We start from the raw sequence: 18,626 nt of genomic DNA, 5'->3' as shown, positions 1-18,626 counted from the left end.
GGAACGATCACAGGGGAATTGAGGAGTATCGAACATGCTGCAAGTCGACAAGCTGCACCAGTATTACGGCGGTAGCCACATTCTGCGCGGGCTGTCCTTCGACGTGAAGGTCGGCGAAGTCACCTGCCTGCTCGGGCGTAACGGCGTGGGCAAGACCACCCTGCTCAAGTGCCTGATGGGTCTGCTGCCAGCCAAGGAAGGCGCGGTGAACTGGGAAGGCAAGGCCATCACCGGCTTCAAGCCGCACCAGCGCGTACATGCCGGCATCGCCTACGTGCCCCAGGGCCGCGAGATTTTTGCGCGGCTGACCGTGGAAGAAAACCTGCTGATGGGGCTGTCGCGCTTCCCTGGCGCCGAAGCCAAAGAGGTGCCGGCCTTCATCTACGAACTGTTCCCGGTATTGCTGCAAATGAAGCACCGCCGCGGCGGCGATTTATCCGGGGGCCAACAACAACAGTTGGCGATTGGCCGCGCCCTGGCAAGCCGCCCGCGCCTGTTGATTCTCGATGAGCCCACCGAAGGCATCCAGCCGTCGGTCATCAAGGAAATCGGCGCGGTGATCAAGAAGCTCGCGGAGCGCGGCGACATGGCGATCCTGTTGGTGGAGCAGTTCTATGACTTTGCCGCTGAACTGGCTGACCAGTACCTGGTGATGTCCCGTGGCGAAATCGTGCAGCAGGGCCGTGGTGAAAATATGGAAAGCGAGGGTGTGCGTGGGCTGGTAACCATCTAATCTGTAGCCTCCTAACGATAAGCACACGCCATGAACCTGCCCATTACCCCTGCCCTGTTCACGCCCAGCTGGCACGCCGAGCTGGAACTCGGCTACGCGCGTGTCAAAGACACCACACGCCCGGTATTGCGCCGCCACCTTGGCCCGCTGCGCGTGCAAAAACACTTGTACGCCGAAGGCCCTGAGGTGTGCCAGCACATCATCGTGCACCCTCCCGGCGGGATTGCCGGTGGCGATCGCCTGGACATCAGCGCCCATGTGGGCACGGGTGCCTGGGCACAACTGACCAGCCCCGGCGCCGCCAAGTGGTACCGCGCCAGCGGCCCGGCGTATCAGCAACTTGAACTGACTGTGGAAGCCGGCGCGACCCTGGAATGGCTGCCTCAGGAAACCATCGTGTTCAGCGCGGCCCAGGCCGAACTCACCACGCGAATCGAGCTGTTGGGCGATGCACGGTTGTTCTATTGGGATGTGGTCGCCCTGGGGCGCCCGGCCAGTGGCGAACGGTTCGACCTGGGCCATTTTCAATCGCACCTGGACATTCGCCGCGACGGCCAGTTGCTCTGGCATGAGCGCCAGCGCATTGTGGGCGCCGATGGGTTGCTGGATTCGCCTATCGGGCTGGATGGGCAGCCGGTGTTTGCCACATTGTTGGTGACCGGTGAGATCGAACCTGAATTATTGGAACAATGCCGCTCACTGCCCCACGCGGTGCGCGGTGACCTGACCCAACTGCCCGGTTTGCTGGTGGCGCGGTGCCTGGCCAGTGAAGCGCTGCTGGCGCGGGGGTGGTTGATTGATTTATGGCGGCTTTTGCGACCGGCCGTACTCGGCAGGGAAGCGATATCACCAAGAATCTGGAGCACATGAAGATCAAACTGTGGAGCCAGCTCCCACATAAATCAGCTTCACATGGGATCTTCTATGTATTTAAGAATGAATTTTATGAAGGACCCTGAACCATGGACCTGACCCCACGGGAAAAAGACAAACTGCTGATCTTCACCGCAGGCCTGGTCGCCGAACGGCGCCTGGCACGCGGAGTGAAGCTCAACTACCCGGAGACCATCGCCTATATCTCCGCCGCCCTGATGGAGGGCGCCCGCGATGGCCGCACGGTGGCCGACCTGATGCACTACGGCACCACCCTGCTCAGCCGCGAACAGGTTATGGAAGGCATCCCGGAAATGATCCCGGATATCCAGGTGGAAGCCACGTTCCCCGACGGCACCAAGCTGGTCACCGTCCACCAGCCCATTGCCTGAGGCGCAGCCATGATTCGTGATGCAACCGAACACGACCTGCCGGCAATCCGCGCCATTTACAACGACGCGGTGTTGAACACCACGGCGATCTGGAACGAGCAACCGGTGGACCTGGCCAACCGCCAGGCCTGGTTCAGTGCGCGCCAGGCGCAGCAATACCCGATCCTGGTGGCGGTGGACAACGACGAAGTCACCGGCTACGCCTCATTCGGCGACTGGCGCCCTTTCGAAGGCTTCCGCTACAGCGTCGAACACTCGGTATACGTGCGCAATGACCAGCGTGGCAAAGGCCTCGGCCCACACCTGATGCAGGCCCTGATCGAGCGCGCCCGCAGCTGCGGCAAGCACGTCATGGTCGGCGCCATCGAAAGCGGCAACCTGGCCTCGATCCGCCTGCATGAGCGCCTGGGCTTCGTGACTACCGGGCAAATGCCGCAAGTGGGCATCAAGTTCGGCCGCTGGCTGGACCTGACCTTTATGCAACTGACCTTGAACCCGGGCGCACAACCGCCCAAGGAGTGACATCGATGAGCGCTGCACAACTGCGTCGAGTCAATGCGGAAAGTTTTGCCCACTACCGCCGGGGCTTGATCGAGCTGTTGCTGGACGCGGTGCAGCACGGCGCGTCGGTGGGCTTCATGGCCGACTTCGATGAGGCCCAGGCCCGGGACTACCTGAGCGGCGTGCAAGCCGGTGTCGAGGACACCAGCCTGCTGCTGTGGGTGGTGGTGCGCGACGAGCAGGTGATCGCCAGCGTGCAATTGGCGTTGTGCCAGAAAGCCAACGGTCTGAACCGCGCCGAGGTGCAAAAGTTGCTGGTGCACAGCAGCGCCCGTCGCCATGGCCTGGGCCAGCAATTGATGAATACCCTGGAACTCGCCGCGCGCCAGCACAAGCGTGGCCTGCTGTACCTGGACACCGAGGCCGGCTCCGGCGCCGAAGCCTTTTACCAGTCGCTGCGCTACACCAAAATCGGTGAGCTGCCCGACTATTGCCAAAGCCCGGACGGGCGCTACAGCCCGACCGCCATCTACTTCAAGACCCTGGGGCAACCTGCATGATTCCTGGTGAATATCAGATCCAGCCTGGCGAGATCGAACTGAATGTCGGCCGCCGCACCCTCACCCTCGGCGTGGCCAACAGCGGCGACCGGCCGATCCAGGTGGGCTCGCATTACCACTTTTTCGAGACCAATGACGCGCTGGAATTCGACCGAGCGGCCAGCCGTGGCATGCGCCTGAATATTCCGGCGGGCACGGCGGTGCGGTTTGAGCCGGGGCAGCGTCGGGAGGTGGAGTTGGTGGATTTGGGTGGTGGGCGGCGGGTATTTGGGTTTGCAGGGCGAGTCATGGGCGACCTTTAGGGCCTCATCGCAGGCAAGCCAGCTCCCACGTTGAAATGCATAGAGCGTTCCCACGCTCCGCGTGGGAACGCCGCCAGGGACGCTCTGCGTCCGCTCTTTACGTCGTGACGCAGAGCGTCACAGGATGCATTCCCACGCAGAGCGTGGGAACGATCGAGGACACACCCATGAAGATATCTAGACAAGCCTACGCCGACATGTACGGCCCCACCGTCGGTGACAAGGTGCGCCTGGCCGACACCGAACTGTTCGTCGAAGTGGAACAGGACTTCACCGTCTACGGCGAAGAGGTCAAATTCGGCGGCGGCAAGGTGATCCGTGACGGCCAGGGCCAGAGCCAGTTGCTCGCCCATGAAGTGGTCGACACGCTGATCACCAACGCGCTGATCATCGACCACTGGGGCATCGTCAAGGCTGACGTGGGCCTCAAGAACGGCCGCATCCACGCTATCGGCAAGGCTGGCAACCCGGACATCCAGCCCGGTGTGACCATGGCCATCGGCGCCAGCACCGAAGTGATCGCCGGGGAAGGCATGATCCTCACGGCGGGCGGCATCGACTCCCATGTGCACTTCATCTGCCCGCAGCAGATCGAAGAGGCCCTGACCAGCGGCGTCACCACCATGATCGGCGGCGGCACGGGGCCGGCTACCGGCACCAACGCCACCACCTGCACCTCCGGCCCGTGGCACCTTGCGCGGATGCTGCAGGCCAGCGATTCGTTCCCGATGAACATTGGCTTTACCGGCAAGGGCAACGCCAGTTTGCCCGAGCCGCTGATCGAGCAGGTCAAGGCCGGTGCGATCGGCTTGAAGCTGCACGAAGACTGGGGCACCACGCCGGCGAGCATCGACAACTGCCTGAGCGTCGCCGATGCCTACGACGTGCAGGTGGCGATCCACAGCGACACCCTCAATGAGTCGGGCTTTGTCGAAACCACCCTCGCCGCGCTCAAGGGCCGCACCATCCACACGTACCACACCGAAGGTGCCGGTGGCGGCCATGCACCGGACATCATCAAGGCCTGCGGTTTCCCCAATGTGCTGCCCAGCTCCACCAACCCGACGCGGCCGTTCACGCGTAACACCATCGACGAACACCTGGACATGTTGATGGTGTGTCACCACCTGGACCCGAGCATTGCCGAAGACGTGGCCTTCGCAGAAAGCCGCATCCGCCGCGAAACCATCGCCGCCGAAGACATCCTGCACGACCTCGGCGCGTTCTCGATGATTAGTTCCGACAGCCAGGCCATGGGCCGTGTCGGCGAAGTGATCACGCGCACCTGGCAGACCGCCGACAAGATGAAAAAACAGCGCGGCCCGCTGCCCGGCGACGGCCCCGGCAACGACAATTTCCGCGCCAAGCGCTACATCGCCAAATACACCATCAACCCGGCGATCACCCACGGCATCAGCCATATCGTCGGCTCCATCGAAGTCGGCAAATGGGCCGACCTGGTGCTGTGGCGCCCGGCTTTTTTCGGCATCAAGCCCACGCTGATCCTCAAGGGCGGCGCCATTGCTTCGAGCCTGATGGGCGACGCCAACGCCTCGATCCCGACGCCGCAGCCGGTGCATTACCGACCCATGTTCGCCAGCTTCGGCAGCTCCCTGCACGCCACCAGCCTGACGTTTATCAGCCAGGCCGCGCAGGCGGCCGGACTGCCCGAGGCCCTGGGCCTGAAGAAGCAGATCGCGGTGGTCAAGGGTTGCCGCGATGTGCAGAAAACCGACCTGATCCACAACGATTACCTGCCGGATATCGAGGTTGACCCGCAAACCTATCAGGTCAAGGCTGACGGTCAGTTGCTGTGGTGCGAACCGGCCGAGGTGTTACCGATGGCCCAGCGGTACTTCCTGTTCTAGAGGATGGCGCTGATCGCTTGATCGGTCAGTGTCTGGTTCAAGGTGATCAGCTCGGCATTGATGCGGCCAAAGGTGTCATCGTAGTCTTGCTGGGGCATCAGTTGCCCCGGTTCACTTTCCGAAGCCGATCGGCCCAGGCGCCGGGCTGTCTGGCTGATGGTTTGACGCAGGGCCTGCCTCGCTCTCTCGGGGAGGTGGGCAGCGGCGGCCCATTGTGCCTGCGCGGCCTCATAGTCGATCAGGGCGTCGAATTTTTCGGCAATCAGCGCGTAATCAGTTTGATGCGCACGCTGCAGGAAGTCAGTCCACATCGGCTGCTCCAGCAGATTGTCACGCAACTGCGCGCCCTGATCCTGCAGCTGTACGCGCTGGAATGCCGCCTCCACCATCGGCGCCGTGACATAGTCCTCGCGAAACATCATGCTTCTGGATTGCCAGGGCAAGTCCAGCCGGGTGGCCAGCGGCACCGTATACGCCAGATAGATTTCGACTTCGTCGATATCGGCGATCACATTACCGGCGCCATCGTAATGCTCAATGCGCAGGCCCTGGGCATCATACTCGGGAAACCTGGCGCCCTGCTCCTGCAACTCGGCGACGCGAGCATGGGCAATACGCCCCAGCTCATCAAGGCGCCATTTCCTCCTGGCTAGGTTGAACACGGCCCTGCGCACGGCGTCGACATCCTCGCTGAAGTAGGCTGACCAATGCAGCACGGCAACGCCCATCGAATTGAACAACTGCGCCCCGGCGTCCACGCAGGCCGCTGGGTCCCGGGCCATCAGGAACAAGTGCTCGCGTAATTCGGCGTCTTCGCCCATCGCCTCAAGCATGCGCCAGACTTTGGCGGTCAATTCCGGCAACCATACGCCGCCCCTGCCTGTCGAGTCCCCGGAGTGCCTGACGGCACGAAGAAGATTGAAAAAGCCCTCAGAGCCAAACGAGCCTTCAAGCATGTCCCATAACACTTGCCTGGAGGGCCATTCCTGCGCCGAATAACCGGTTTTCCACTGCTCGCTGTCGAGCGCCCCCCTTTTCGGCAATTGGCGATCCGGATCGCGGCCAGCGGCCTCGATGTACCGCTTGAATTGAGCAAGCAGTTCAGGCGTCAGCTCTTCACGGGTGAGGAAGGTTTTCGCCACAATCAGTGCCTTATCCGAGCCCGGCGCGAACTCGGGAATCCGCGCTATCGGGTTCTGCCGCATATCCAGAATGAAATTTTCCGGCCTGGGCACACGGAACACACTGGCAGGCCACTCCTCCAGGCTTGTGTCATTGAGCAGCAAGGTCTGTAAGCGCGGCATGCGCCCAACATCGGGTGGCAAGCCGAGTGGGTTCATGTCCAAAAACAACTCCTTGAGACGCACCCGATCTTTCAAGCGCAGGACGTCTTCAGGCGTCAGGACAATATCGTTGCCGCCCAAATGCAACCGCTGCAAATGCGGCATCTGTTCGATGGCTGACGGCACGCTTGTCAGTTGAGCAGCCTCGATCCCTAATCGACGCAGACCGCGAAAGTTGGCGAGCAGTGGCTGCACATCTGCATCCGTCAGCTGCGAGCCTTCGGTTCCCACAATGCCCAAGTAGCTGACATGGTCGAAGTTTGCAGTCAGTGCGGGCAAGGTTCTGAGCTGCTGCGCCAGGTCGTCTTCCAACCATTCGATTTTCTGCCCCAAAAGGCGCCCATTTCGATCGTAGTGCCGTGGGCCGACCTTTCTCCAGGCGTCATCCAGCGCCGTATAAATCTTGCGCCTGGCCCTCAGCACCTGGCGTTGCTGGTCACCGAACGCCTCCATGCCCCGGGGCGGTGTGCTCAACCAGTTGTGCAAGGCGGCCTGCAGGGTCTTGTACTCTTGCTCCAACGCACGCAGCCAGCTCAGATCCAGCGCGCCGCGCTCGTTGATCAGGGCGAGCATTTCGTCCCGGGTGATTTGCGGGTACAGGCTGCGGATCCGCTCGCGCGTGATTTTTTCCCACTCAGTGCCACCCCGCCCGCTCAATGGATAGCCGCGACGCTCACCCGGCAACACGCTGGGCGGTCGAAAAAAAGGCAGTTTTTCCGGCGACATGCCCAAGGCTTTGCGCAACGGTACTCGGCCTATTGCATGCTGCTTGATCAACCCCTTCAATTGCTCACCCTGGCCGACGTGGGGCACGCCAATCGCGTTGCGATGGGCATCGGTCAACGCATGCTGCAAAGCACCATAGAAACCATTGAGCCCATGCAGGTGCTGGCCGCGCTCATCGAAGGCTTGGTAACGCCCATCCTCCATGCGTGCCAACACCTTGCGACTACTCGCCTCCAGGGGGCCGAAGCTGGCGCGCACTGGGCCTTCAAACCGGCCTTCGCGAACTTCCAGGCGCAAATTGTCCGACCAGCCGGGCAGTGCCGGCAGTGTGTGGAGGGCCAGGGTTTCGGTGTCTGGACCGGCCAACGCGTCGAGGTACAAGCCTTCATACGCGAGGGTCAGGCGCATTTGCTGCTGCGCCCGGCGCGCCTTTTCAGCGAGCCGCAGGGGAATGCGCTTGGCGCGGTTCATCGTGTCGCGCTCGCTCGGCGTCGCGTCCGCCAGCACTTCGCGCGCCAAAATCGTCGGCACGCCACTGAAGTCGCGCTGGATCAGCATAATCGCGGTGTCGGAGGGTGGCTGCTGCTCGACGTAGATACTCTTCATCAACCGCTCGCGCACCTCGATGGCCCTTTGTTCGAGTTTCAATCTCAGGGCCTCGGTTCTCGCCTCGGGTGTGCGGGCGGTGTAACTGCCCACCAGAGCATCTCGCTGAGGTTCGCTGAGCGCTTCGATAATGCGTATGGGCAACTGGCCGCTCATCAAATCGGCGCGGTGGACCTGCACGGTGTCCGCCGCCGCGGCCTGCTGATTACCGTATTTGATCGACGGTCCGCTCAACTCGGTGCCGGTAAATGCCTCGATCGCCTTGCTCGCTGGCCATCCCCGCAACTCCACCGCCAGGGATGCGGCATAGCTGCACAGTGCGCTGCTGAGCGAGCCCTGGCGAATGCCCTCGGCGACGTTCACCGCATCGCGATACGCCCTGAACTGGCGCAGGGTGTCGAGCAGGATCGCCGGTACCGGCTCGCCTTCCACATGCACGCGGCGCAGCACGTCCTCACTCACAGCCGCCACGCTGCGCGCCTGCTCCAACTCGGCATCGCTGAAGCCCTCCGTCACCGGGCCCAATCGCCGCATCAACGTGGCGCCTTCCCAGGTGTGCGGGCGTTCCACTTCATGGTTCCAGAGGCCAGTGCCGTTGCTCTTCAATATCGGTTGATAGGCCTCGGCACGTGTAGGGTGCAGGATGCGATATTGCTCGGTCAGCGGGTCTTGTTGCACGGCATAGCGTTTGCCCTCCAACGGCAGCACGGTCTGGCCGTTGTGCCGGTGCAGGCCTTGCTCATCCGCCGCCACTGAAGGGAGGGACGCGGTGTGCTCATAGGCCGACAAGTCGGGTTTCCAGAGCCGAGTCTTGCCACTGGGCAGGGTAACGGCCTTGAGCTGCTCGATAAACGGCGACACGGTGAAGTGCACCACGGCTGCCTGTACCGCCAGCGCCGCCAGGTTTTCCACCACGTCGGTGATGTGCGCCCAGCCCGCTTCGCGGTCGCCTTCGCTCAGCTCGATAACACCGTCGATGACTTCGTAAAGTAGTTGCCCGGCCATCGCCACAGCCATCACCACACCCAGCGGCGGCACCGCCATGGCCACCAGGTTCAGGCCGAACAGGCCGATACTCAGGTAATGCGCAGCGCGCAGTGAACGCGAGGCCTCATCGACATCGGCGGTGCTCACCGCACGATGCCGGGCGTTCTCGAACAGCCGCGTACGCAGGCTGCCCAGGCGATAGGTCCACAGGTCTGCAACTTGCCATAGGTCCGTCAGGGTGTGGGCGCGAATGTTGAATTCAGGGGCAGTGGCATGCACGCGCACGTAGGGCTGGGGTTCGCCCAGTGCCGAAGGCGTGGCAAAGGACGGAGAAGTCAGCAAGCGCCCCCACTCCGATCGCAAGGCCTGTGCACCAAACGGCTGGGGAGGTGCGTCCAGCACCAGTTCGGTCAGTCGTTTGTAGTAGTAGGCGCGGTCTTTGTCGGCAACGAACCGGGCAAAAAAATGCTGGTTCGGCGTAGCCTTCCAGCCTTGGGAGCGGTCAGCTTGCTGGGTGGTTTTCGCGCTCAGGCGCTCGGTCAAATCATTGCGAAAGTCATTGAAGCTTTCATAACGCTTGATGGGATGGTCGGGGTCATCGGGAATATAGACGATGACCCAGCAGGTGTAGCCAGGCTTGGCGCAAGTGTCGATGACCAGGCAATCGTGCACATGCAGGTTCATCAGGCTCAGGCTGCGATACCCGATGGGCTTACCGTCGCTGAGAATATGTTTTTCCCCGGCCGCCACCCGCATCAGCAGCGCGTGGTCGCTGTCGCCAATGTCGCCTTTGAGCAACGCCAGGTACGCCGCCGCCTTGAAGGCGGCTTTCTGATGCCGGACGTAACGTTCGCGCAGTTCGGCTTGGGATTTGGCGTCGTCAGGTTTCAACTGTGCCTTGAGGTGAGCCTGGTACTGCTTGCCCAGGTCCAGGTCTCGGCACAGCTGGGTGAACGCATGAATCTTCAGGGTCGTGGTGTGGCGCTCGAAATGATCGCGCACGTCCGGTTGGGTAATGAAACCTGAGGCGCTGTTGAAATAGCCCTCTCGAGTCTCCCGTTGCTCAAAGTTGCCGAGGGCAGCGTGCAGCAGGGAGAACGTTTTGACCCTGAAGCCACCGGTCTTCACGCCAAAGGCATCTTCGACCGGTACATACAGGCGCAACCAGGTTTGATTGACGTCCAGCTCGTGGCCGATAGCCTTTAGCTCGGCTTCCAGCAAGGGTTGGGCAAACGCTTGCTCCGAGCGTATGTGACTGAAAGTTTTCTCCAGTTCGTTGAGCGACTCGCAACGGGCGTCCAGCAGCACTTTGAGCTGATCTTTGCGTGCCTGGGAAGCGGCGTCATACCAGCGGGGAATAGCCGGCGGCGTGTCCTTGAGGGCCTTGCGACGGGAGGGCGAACTGTTGACCAGGCAAGTGGGGATCGCCTGCTTGATCAGTTCGTAATGCTGGCCCTGCTCACCAGGAGGCGGGGTGGCGGGGTCGGTGACTTGAAGGTCCGGCATGGGATGACAACCTTTTCTTGGAAGAGGTTGTCATCCTAGGCACGCCGTTTTTGCGGCTGGCGCTAACTAAATCAATGACCCGTTCAGAACTGCTCGCGCGGATTGAACGCAGCCTTTTGCGCCAGGGCCTCCCACAATGCCTTGACCTCATCATCCGCCGCCTTGGGCATGACGGCCTTGAGCTGGATGAACAGATAGCCGCGTTGCCCGGCCTTGTTCAGCAAACCATGGCCCTTGGCACGCATACGCTGGCCGTTCTGGCTACCGGCAGGCACCTTGAGGTTGATCTTGCCGGTGAGGGTCGGCACGGCCACTTCCGTGCCCAGCGCCAACTCCCACGGCGCCAGCGGTAGGTTGATGATCAGGTTTTCACCGTCCACCTCGAACTTGGCGTGTGGTGCAAACTTGATGATCAGGTACAAGTCGCCATTGGCCCCGCCACCAATGCCAGGCGCACCCTGGGCCTTGAGGCGGATGCGCTCGCCATCGGCCACACCGGCCGGGATCTTCACGTTCAGGCTCTTGACGGTATTGCTGACGTGCCGGCCGGAGGCATCGTACTGGGGCACCTGGAAGCTGATCTGCTTGGACTCGGTCGACAGGGTTTCTTCCAGCGACACCGTCAACTGCATCTCCACATCCTGGCCCTTGCGCCCGGCAGGACGGCGCTGGCCGCCACCGAAGGCATCACCGCGCGAGCCGAAGATCGAACTGAAGAAGTCCGAGAAATCGCCCGCATCCTGGCCACCGCCAAAGCCGCCACGGCTCTGCCAGCCAGGCGGGCCCTGGAACGGCTGACCATGCTGGCCGTATTTACGCAGCTCGTCGTACTCGGCGCGCTTGTCGGCGCTTTTCAGCGCTTCATAGGCTTCGGACGCGTCCTTGAACTTGGCTTCGGCATCCTTTTCCTTGCTCACGTCCGGGTGATATTTACGCGCCAGCTTGCGATAAGCCGACTTGATCTCCTTGTCGTCAGCCGTTGGCTCGACACCGAGAATCTTGTAGTAGTCTTTGAAATCCATGGGGGCATCACCATCCGTTATCGATATCGCGCAGCCCGCCACACGGCACGCCATGGCTGGCAGCCTGGGAATTGATGTCAGGGCGCGTCTAAGTTAAGCGGCGATACACGGCATCAATGCAAACGCGGTGTACCGCCTGGATATGCCCACAAGATTGGGGCAAAACATGGACTTTCAAGATAGGACGCGTCTATTTACGACGACAGACGCGTTACCCGCAACGCAAGAATCAGGCAAATCGGCCTCTTATCATGTCTTCGGTGTACTGGTAGTCCAAACGCAACTCGGTGCCAGCGGCGATATCTTCGGTAGCGAAAATGGCATTGAGTAAAAATGGCTTGCGCTTGATCTGCGCGTCAGGCCCCACGCCCAGCCACATGTCGGCCTCGACGTCGAAAGCCACGGTCTCAACGTTGTAGCCTCCCAACGCCTGGCGCAGGGGTGTGCCGTTGGCGTCGTACTCAAAGTGGGTGTTGATTCGCGACAGGATGTTGTCCCCCGATATGTGAATCGGTTCTTCCACCAGCGTGTTCCCGTGGGCAACCATCTGGCTGCCCACCTTCATGGTATAGGTCTGTTCGCCAGGCCCGAAGATACCGAACGGCAGCACGGTACCGCCGTACACACCGACGATTTCGCCTTTGGCGATTCGGCGGTTGGCCACCACCATCGACTGGCCGATCAACGCTTTCTCGCCCGGCACTTTCACGTCTTGTTCGGTGAACGTGCGCAGTTGCAGTTGCGCTTCATAGCGCGCGCCGACCTGTTCATATCCCTCGAACTGGATGTAAGGCTTGATCTGCGCCGAGGTGTAGTGGGCGCCCGAGTCCTGGATCACCTGCTTCTCCAGAGACCTGATTCGAATAGGCCGTCCCTGATAATCCCTCAGCGGATACTTGCCGTTGTTGGCACGGATGTAGCTGCCGGCCGGATTGGGATTGGCCGTGAAATGGATTTCACGGCGCATATAGCTGAGTTCGCCCGCCGTGTATGGCCGCACCGGCATGGACTCCGAGGCCTCCACAAACTCATCGTCCGAACCTTGCGGCGCCATCCCGCCCACCAGACCCCGACGCTTCCATACCCCGCTGACATCAGGCTTGGCAATTACGCCGCTGCTGGTCAACAGCAACGGATTGTCCACCGCCTGTACCCACAGCACGTAGTGCTCACCGTCGCCCGCATCGGGCATGCTCGCGACAAAATATTGCTTGCCATTGAATTCAATGGCTTGCGCCTGGGAAAGTTGCAGGTTCACGGAGGTGCTTTCCCCCAGCGCTTCGAGAGTTGCCGTGGGTACCAGCGCCTGCGCCACTTCATCGCGGGTCAAGGTTTCAATCAACTGCGCTTCTTCAATCGCAAACTGTGCCTGCAACTCCTCGGCCTTGGCATCGTAGGCTGCGCGCGATAATGTCCCAGCCTCGAAATCACGCCGCAACGTATCCATTTTTTCGTGGTGGGGCTCGTTCTGTACTTCAAACCGTGCGCGGTATTTGTTCGCCACATAATCTTTCCAGAAGTCCCTTGAAAGCACGGCTTGAAACTCCTGTGCGGAGTTATCCAGGCTGATGACTCGCTGATAGGCATCATTAAGCATCTCCAAGGAGACATTACCCAGACGAGCGAACCGTGGCTGTTGCGGCTGGCCCGGCAACTCAAGGCGATCCTTCAGGCCATGACGATACGCCAGCCGAATCTCCACCTCTTCCAAGCGGCTGAACTCCACCTCGCGCTGAGCGGGGGTCAAGTCGTCGCGCTTGCGGATCGCAGTTCTACGCCGGTCGATATCTTGCAGTGCGATCTTCTCCAGCTCCTCCAGGCGCAACAGCCCCCTGGACAGTTTCAGCAGCGCCGCTCCCTGGGACGCGTCCAGTGCGAGGGTCCTGGCGTTGTGGGTCATCAGCAGGATCTCAAGGTTGCTGAAGGTCAGGGCCGCACGATCACAACAGGCCGCCCGGCCCGCCCATTCAAACATTTCCTTGCGCAACTGCTCGGACTCGGCGCTGTTTTGCGTGATGCCATCGATCACCTCCCACACGCGCCGCTGCAAGTCTGCATGGCCTGCTGGTGCGACTTCCAGGTCACGCAGCACTTCGAAGAAACCTTGCGCACCGGGCAGGGCCTGCAGGGCGGCCCATTGAAGTCTGCGCTGCGCAACCTGTTGCGTGGAGAACCCGATGGACCAGCGCCGGAACGGAGCATCAGTGGCAGCCAACACCACAGGACGATCAGCCACCCGCATGACGCTGGCGACCAGCCTGTTAGTGGCTCGTTCTCCCGCACTTAGCCGGTTGCCGTAAGCGACTATGCGTTGTCGCGTCTCGACCGACAACGGGTTCAAATCCAGATCGGTCACACGGGTGACGCGCAGGGTCTGTGCCAGTTGCTCGTCCGGCGGGGCTATCAGCGAATCGGGCAATGTGGAAATATTGTTAGCTCTGAGGTACACCGCATCCAGGCTTGGTTGGCCACCCAAGCCCGTCGGCCAGCTATCAATGCCGGTTGCCCCCATGCCCAATGAACGCAGATCCGACATTTGACTGAAATCCGGCGTGATACCCAGTGGGTTTGAATTGAGCAGCAACGCCCTGAGCGTGGTGCGTGACGACAGCGTCGCTGCAGAATCGGGGGTCAGGCGTATCCGGTTGTTTTGCAGGGACAGCCGGGTCAAGCCCTGCATCTGCCCCAGCGCCGGTGGCAATTCGCGCAACCGGTTACTCGACAGGTCCAGCCAGCGCACGCCTCGAAAGCCAGAGAGAAAACCTTCAGGCGACGTATTGAGGTTCATGTTGCTCAATTTGAGTGAACCGACATGGCTGAAATCCGCATCCAGATCAGGCAGGCTCGGCAGGTTCAGGCCACTGAGGTCCAGCTCCAGACCGAAGGGGTCACCCGCGTGGGTGAGTTGCTGCGGGGTTTCCCTGCGCCAGCAACTCAAGATACGTTGCTGGGCCGTTGCGCGATCACTCAGTGCCGCCACCTCGGTGGAACGTTGCCCAACCCGCACATAGCGCTGGCGCTCACCGCCGCCGGAGAACCGCCAGCCCTCCAACTGACGCAGCAGCGTGTCAAATGCTTGCTCACGCGACGCCAGCTCTGCCTCGGCGGCCTCGCCCAACGCCCAAATCATCCCCCTGGAAAACTGCACGCTGTTGTTCGGGTATATTTTCTGCATGACCCGAAGCCTTGGATTTCCGCTATCAAAGGCGTCATCAAGGGCGCCTCGCAGGAGGCGCGGATGGTTTTGCGTCAGGTTCTTCCAATACTGGTCGAACTTCTGCCAATAGTCGGCCGCAAAGGGGTTGCCATGCACAATGGTGACGTTATTCGTGCGCACGACCGCTTCGAGCTGATCCGCCGGCGGCGTCAAGTGTTGCGCAGGGACCTCCTGCAGTCGGTTATTCGACAGGTCGACACGCTTCAATCCGGTCAGGCTGGTTAATCCAGAAGGCCACTGGTCAATCTGCGTACCGCGCAAGTTCAACTCCGTGAGGTTTGGCATACCACTGAAGTCGGGCAATGTACCTAACGGGTTATGCGTCAGGTCCAGGTTTTCAAGCGCGCTGAGCCGGCTTAACAAGTGCGCACTGTGCGGTATCAATCGAAGCCCGCTGAAGGTGATGCTCAACGAAGTCAGATTTTTCATTTCCCCGATCACAGGCGGAAATTCGGCAACGTCGCCATTAAAGATCTTCAAACCCTCCAGATGCCTGAAGTTGTCGAGAAACTTGCCCGCGTTGCTCGACCAACTGATGTCGGACAGCTCAAGGTGTTGCACATGACTGAAATCTGCACTCACTGGCGGCAAATCAAACCGTTCCCCCCTGCCGTAATGCAGCTTCAGTAACGCCCCGGTTTCCCGCCGCCAGCAGCGCACGACTTGATTGACCAGCTCTGTCTGAACGCTGTAGGCATTCATGGCTTGCGGCCCTTGGGCGCGCCACCACACCTTCAAGGTTTTTTTCAGTGCCCGAAACTCTTCCTCCCGCCGCGCTAGTCCCCCAGTCACGTCATCACCCAAGGATTGGATAAACGCGGTGATTTGCTCCTCGTTGAAGCTGGGAAACAACTGCCGTACGCGCCCTCTGTCCGTGCGCAACGCGTTGCCAATTTTCCTGAACAGACGAAACCCCGGCCCGCCACCCAACAGACGTACCATCGGGTCATAGTCCGGTTTGCGCTGTGGATTCTCCTCCAACACCGTGAGCAGCGCCTCGCGTGGTAAAGGGCTGTGCTGAATCGCCTGCTTGAGCTCAGCGGCGCTGCCCAGGTCCAGGCGCTGACGCTCGTCGAGCGCCAGTTGCTCCCAGATGGCACTGTAGAAATCGCCGGGCATGGAAGCCTGGAATTCGCCGCTCTCGAGCAGCACCAAGGTTCGCTTGTGCGGAAAATCGGGTGAGCCGATGGCATCGAGCACCGTGCCCTCTGGGGAATACTGGCGTAACTCCAGCCGCGAACCTCGGTGCCATCCTGGCAACGTTTCCAGGGTGCGCAAGGCCAAGCGATGACTGTCGAGTCCGGTCTGAGTGTCAAGGTGCAGGCCCTCGTAGGCACGCGCCACACGGGTTTGCTGGGCACACCATTTCGCCTGCTCGGCCAATCGCTCAGGCAAGCGACCGCTGCTGCGCAAGGCCTCCAGTTCGTTTGCCGTAGCCCCTTGCAACAACCGCTCGGCCGCCAGGGTCGGCAAGGCCGGGAATGCGTCCAGCACCCGTTGCACATCCGCATCGGGTGCGGGGTTCAGCGCTCGGTAGCGTTCTTCCAGCAACGGACCCTTGAGGCTCTGCACGGCATCGCCGAGGTACTGGCGCAGTTGGCCGCAGCGAACGTCCAGGGATTGATCGGGGCTACCCGGAAACTCCTTGAGCTGCGGGTCGACCCCCTGCAAGGTGTACAGCAACTCCCTGAGCAAGCGGCCCTGAGCCACAGTGCTTTCGGTCAGCACTATTACACGCTTGCGCACTGAAGTCGGCGCATCGGCGGTTTCCCACAGCACGTCGCCGGTGGGGCCAATGACTTTGAGCGGTACGTTATCGGGCAGCAAACCGCGGCGCTGGAGCATGTCAAATTGCAGCACAGGATCGGCTTTCTGGTACACCAGCGGGTCGCTGCTTTTGATTTGCTCGACAAAGGTGCTGAGTTGCCGGTGCAGTTCGAGGCGCTTGATGGTGTCGTCCAGCAAGAGCGGCAGCGGCTCATGATCGACCATGGTCTGGCGCAACGCATCGGTCTCGACGCCGCTGATACGTAGCGGTTCGGACTGTCCGGCGATGCCCAGGCGCTTGTGCAGCGTGGGCTCGTCCCACGTCAGCGGTTGCTCCAGTTCATGGCTCCAGACCCCGTTATGGTTGTGCTCCAGTTCCGGTGCATAGGCATTGGGACGGCTCGGATGCTGGATGCGGTATTGACCTGTGTGTGGGTCTTGCTTGACCTGATAATGGGAGTCGTCGAACGGCACCAACTGTTGGCCTTCGTGCTCGTACAGGCCCAACGCATCGGGCTTGGCCTCGGGCGCGGGTTTGAGTGGCGATGCATAGGGCGCAAGATCAGGGTTCCACAGCACCTGCTTGCCTGTTGGCAGCGTCACCGGTTTGAGATGATCCACCGCACTCTGCCATTTGACGGCAGGCAACACCTTGGAACCGGCGGCGATGAAGGCAACGTTCAGCGCCACGGAAGCGAAATGCGCCCACATCTGGCGCGGCTCGCCCTGTTCGTAGGCCTCAATGCCCTCGAACACTTCGTAGCACATTTGCGAAGCACCCACCGCGAGCATGATCGGCCCCAGCCCCGGCACTACAAAAGCGGCCAGGTTGAACACGCTGACAGCCGCGTCGAAAAAGCGCTCCAAACGTTCGAGCCGAGCCTTGCGGTCTTCATCTTCAGTGGGCACGGCCACGGCACGTGCATCACTCAAAATCTTGCTGATATGTGCTTGGCGAATGCGCTGCCACAGGTCACCGGCAACGACCCAGTCTTGCATCGGCAACCGCGCCAACGGTGTGCGCAGCGGATAGTCTGCCCCGCCATTTCCGTTGTTGGCAGGCTGGTACAACCGATTGAACCGGGCGAAAAAACCGCCTTGGTCGCGCACTGGCACAAAGCGGCTGAAAAAGCGTCGATACGATGCGCTGTGCAGGCGTGTGCGCAAGTCAGCCATGAACTCGCTACTTGACGCATATTCCTTGACGGGCTGCTGGGGGTCACCGGGGATGTACACCACCAGCGGCTCGGAGCGGCTCGTATTTTGACGATCGGGCCCGATCAACAGCGGCCCTACCAACACGCTATCGAATACTTTAAGTGCGGCATAAGTCACCGGTTTCCCACCAAGCCTGGGGATATCAGAACCGGTCACCACCTGCTTGAGCATTCTATAGGCATCGGCACTCAGCGCTCCGTTCAACTGCAGCCTGGCAATCTCGATGCACACTGCAAGCTGCTGGCGCTGGTGCTCCTCGAGTAGCTGCTGCAGTGCCTGGCGCCCGCTGGCGTCTGCAGGTTCAACCACCGCCTTGATATGCGCCTGGTAAAGCGCGCCCAGGTCCAGAGTGCGGCAGAGCTTGGCGAACGCGTGGGGGGCGATTGCTACAGCTTGGGCATTGACCGCCGCGAAGGTCGCAATGATGTTGGGGTTTTGCGGGTTGAAGGTGGTGATCAGTTGGCAATCGGTGCACGCGCAGGGCTGTTCTTCATCGGCCTCGAAATTGGCCAGGGCGGCTTCCAGCAATGAAATGCCGCGGTATGTATAGTTCAGCGACGAATCGTTTTGTTGTTCGAAAACAAAGGCACCGTAGAAGTCATCGCGAGCGCCTTTGGAGCCATACTTGCGCACGAAGAACACATTGCGTACATCCAGCTCCAGATTGAACTCGTTTTTGATCGCATCTTTCAGCGGTTGCTCGGCGAATGTCAGGACGTCTTCGATCTGGCCCAGGTGTTCCTCAATCGAATTAAGCGTTTCACGAAAGCGCGAATGCTGTGCCGCCAGGGTGGTTTTGTCCGTGTGGGTGGCGGCCAGGTACCAGGCAGGAATATCCATCTCGTGTTTGCCAAGTTCTTCCTGGCGTTGCGGCGTGCCTTCCATGAACCAGTTCGGCACGCGTTGTTTGAGAAAGTCGTAATGCACGCCGCGCAGGTCGGCATTGAATGTTGCATCAGGCATAGCGGTTCGTCCGTGAGGGCAGTAAAACCGCAGCCTAACCAA

10 protein-coding genes are annotated in these 18,626 nt (G+C 60.9%); 7 read left to right on the top strand and 3 right to left on the bottom strand.

Features of this window, described 5'->3' with window-relative positions; translation table 11 throughout:
* Nucleotides 1–34: 34 nt before the first annotated feature.
* The 7 genes from urtE (at nucleotide 35) to ureC (ending at nucleotide 5,229) form a co-directional block, all read left to right on the top strand.
* Nucleotides 35–733, top strand: coding sequence for an urea ABC transporter ATP-binding subunit UrtE (gene urtE, locus BMH52_RS27410; RefSeq protein WP_034134779.1), 699 nt, complete (start codon nucleotides 35–37; stop codon nucleotides 731–733).
* Between the two features lie 30 nt (nucleotides 734–763).
* A complete protein-coding gene (locus tag BMH52_RS27405) occupies nucleotides 764–1,603 on the top strand; it encodes an urease accessory protein UreD (protein ID WP_014716708.1) in 840 nt (279 codons plus the stop codon).
* A gap of 92 nt (nucleotides 1,604–1,695) precedes the next feature.
* Nucleotides 1,696–1,998 carry an urease subunit gamma gene (gene ureA, locus BMH52_RS27400; protein ID WP_003171437.1) on the top strand — a complete coding sequence of 101 codons (303 nt, stop codon included), beginning with the start codon at nucleotides 1,696–1,698 and terminating at the stop codon, nucleotides 1,996–1,998.
* Between the two features lie 9 nt (nucleotides 1,999–2,007).
* Complete coding sequence (locus BMH52_RS27395; protein WP_073845644.1) at nucleotides 2,008–2,520, top strand: GNAT family N-acetyltransferase; 513 nt, start codon at nucleotides 2,008–2,010, stop codon at nucleotides 2,518–2,520.
* Between the two features lie 5 nt (nucleotides 2,521–2,525).
* Nucleotides 2,526–3,059, top strand: a complete 534-nt coding sequence (locus BMH52_RS27390; protein WP_020301611.1) for a GNAT family N-acetyltransferase — start codon at nucleotides 2,526–2,528, stop codon at nucleotides 3,057–3,059.
* Nucleotides 3,056–3,361 (top strand): urease subunit beta, encoded by a 306-nt coding sequence (locus BMH52_RS27385; RefSeq protein ID WP_003188134.1) that lies wholly within the window; start codon nucleotides 3,056–3,058, stop codon nucleotides 3,359–3,361. Before BMH52_RS27390 ends, BMH52_RS27385 begins: the two co-directional genes overlap by 4 nt.
* A gap of 167 nt (nucleotides 3,362–3,528) precedes the next feature.
* Nucleotides 3,529–5,229: an urease subunit alpha gene (gene ureC / locus BMH52_RS27375; RefSeq protein WP_073845642.1), complete on the top strand. Its 1,701-nt coding sequence runs from the start codon at nucleotides 3,529–3,531 to the stop codon at nucleotides 5,227–5,229.
* Here ureC and BMH52_RS27370 read toward each other — a convergent pair.
* From BMH52_RS27370 to BMH52_RS27360, 3 genes are all read right to left on the bottom strand, one after another.
* Nucleotides 5,226–10,397 carry a dermonecrotic toxin domain-containing protein gene (locus tag BMH52_RS27370; RefSeq protein WP_073845640.1) on the bottom strand — a complete coding sequence of 1,724 codons (5,172 nt, stop codon included), beginning with the start codon at nucleotides 10,395–10,397 and terminating at the stop codon, nucleotides 5,226–5,228. The genes ureC and BMH52_RS27370 overlap by 4 nt on opposite strands.
* 83 nt (nucleotides 10,398–10,480) lie before the next feature.
* Nucleotides 10,481–11,419 carry a DnaJ C-terminal domain-containing protein gene (locus BMH52_RS27365; protein WP_014716703.1) on the bottom strand — a complete coding sequence of 313 codons (939 nt, stop codon included), beginning with the start codon at nucleotides 11,417–11,419 and terminating at the stop codon, nucleotides 10,481–10,483.
* Between the two features lie 229 nt (nucleotides 11,420–11,648).
* Nucleotides 11,649–18,584 (bottom strand): dermonecrotic toxin domain-containing protein, encoded by a 6,936-nt coding sequence (locus BMH52_RS27360; protein WP_073845638.1) that lies wholly within the window; start codon nucleotides 18,582–18,584, stop codon nucleotides 11,649–11,651.
* Nucleotides 18,585–18,626 lie beyond the last annotated feature (42 nt).

This window comes from Pseudomonas sp. BTN1, assembly GCF_001907715.1.
Taxonomy (GTDB): Bacteria; Pseudomonadota; Gammaproteobacteria; order Pseudomonadales; family Pseudomonadaceae; genus Aquipseudomonas; species Aquipseudomonas paracarnis.
This window is presented reverse-complemented; position numbering and strand designations above follow the sequence as displayed.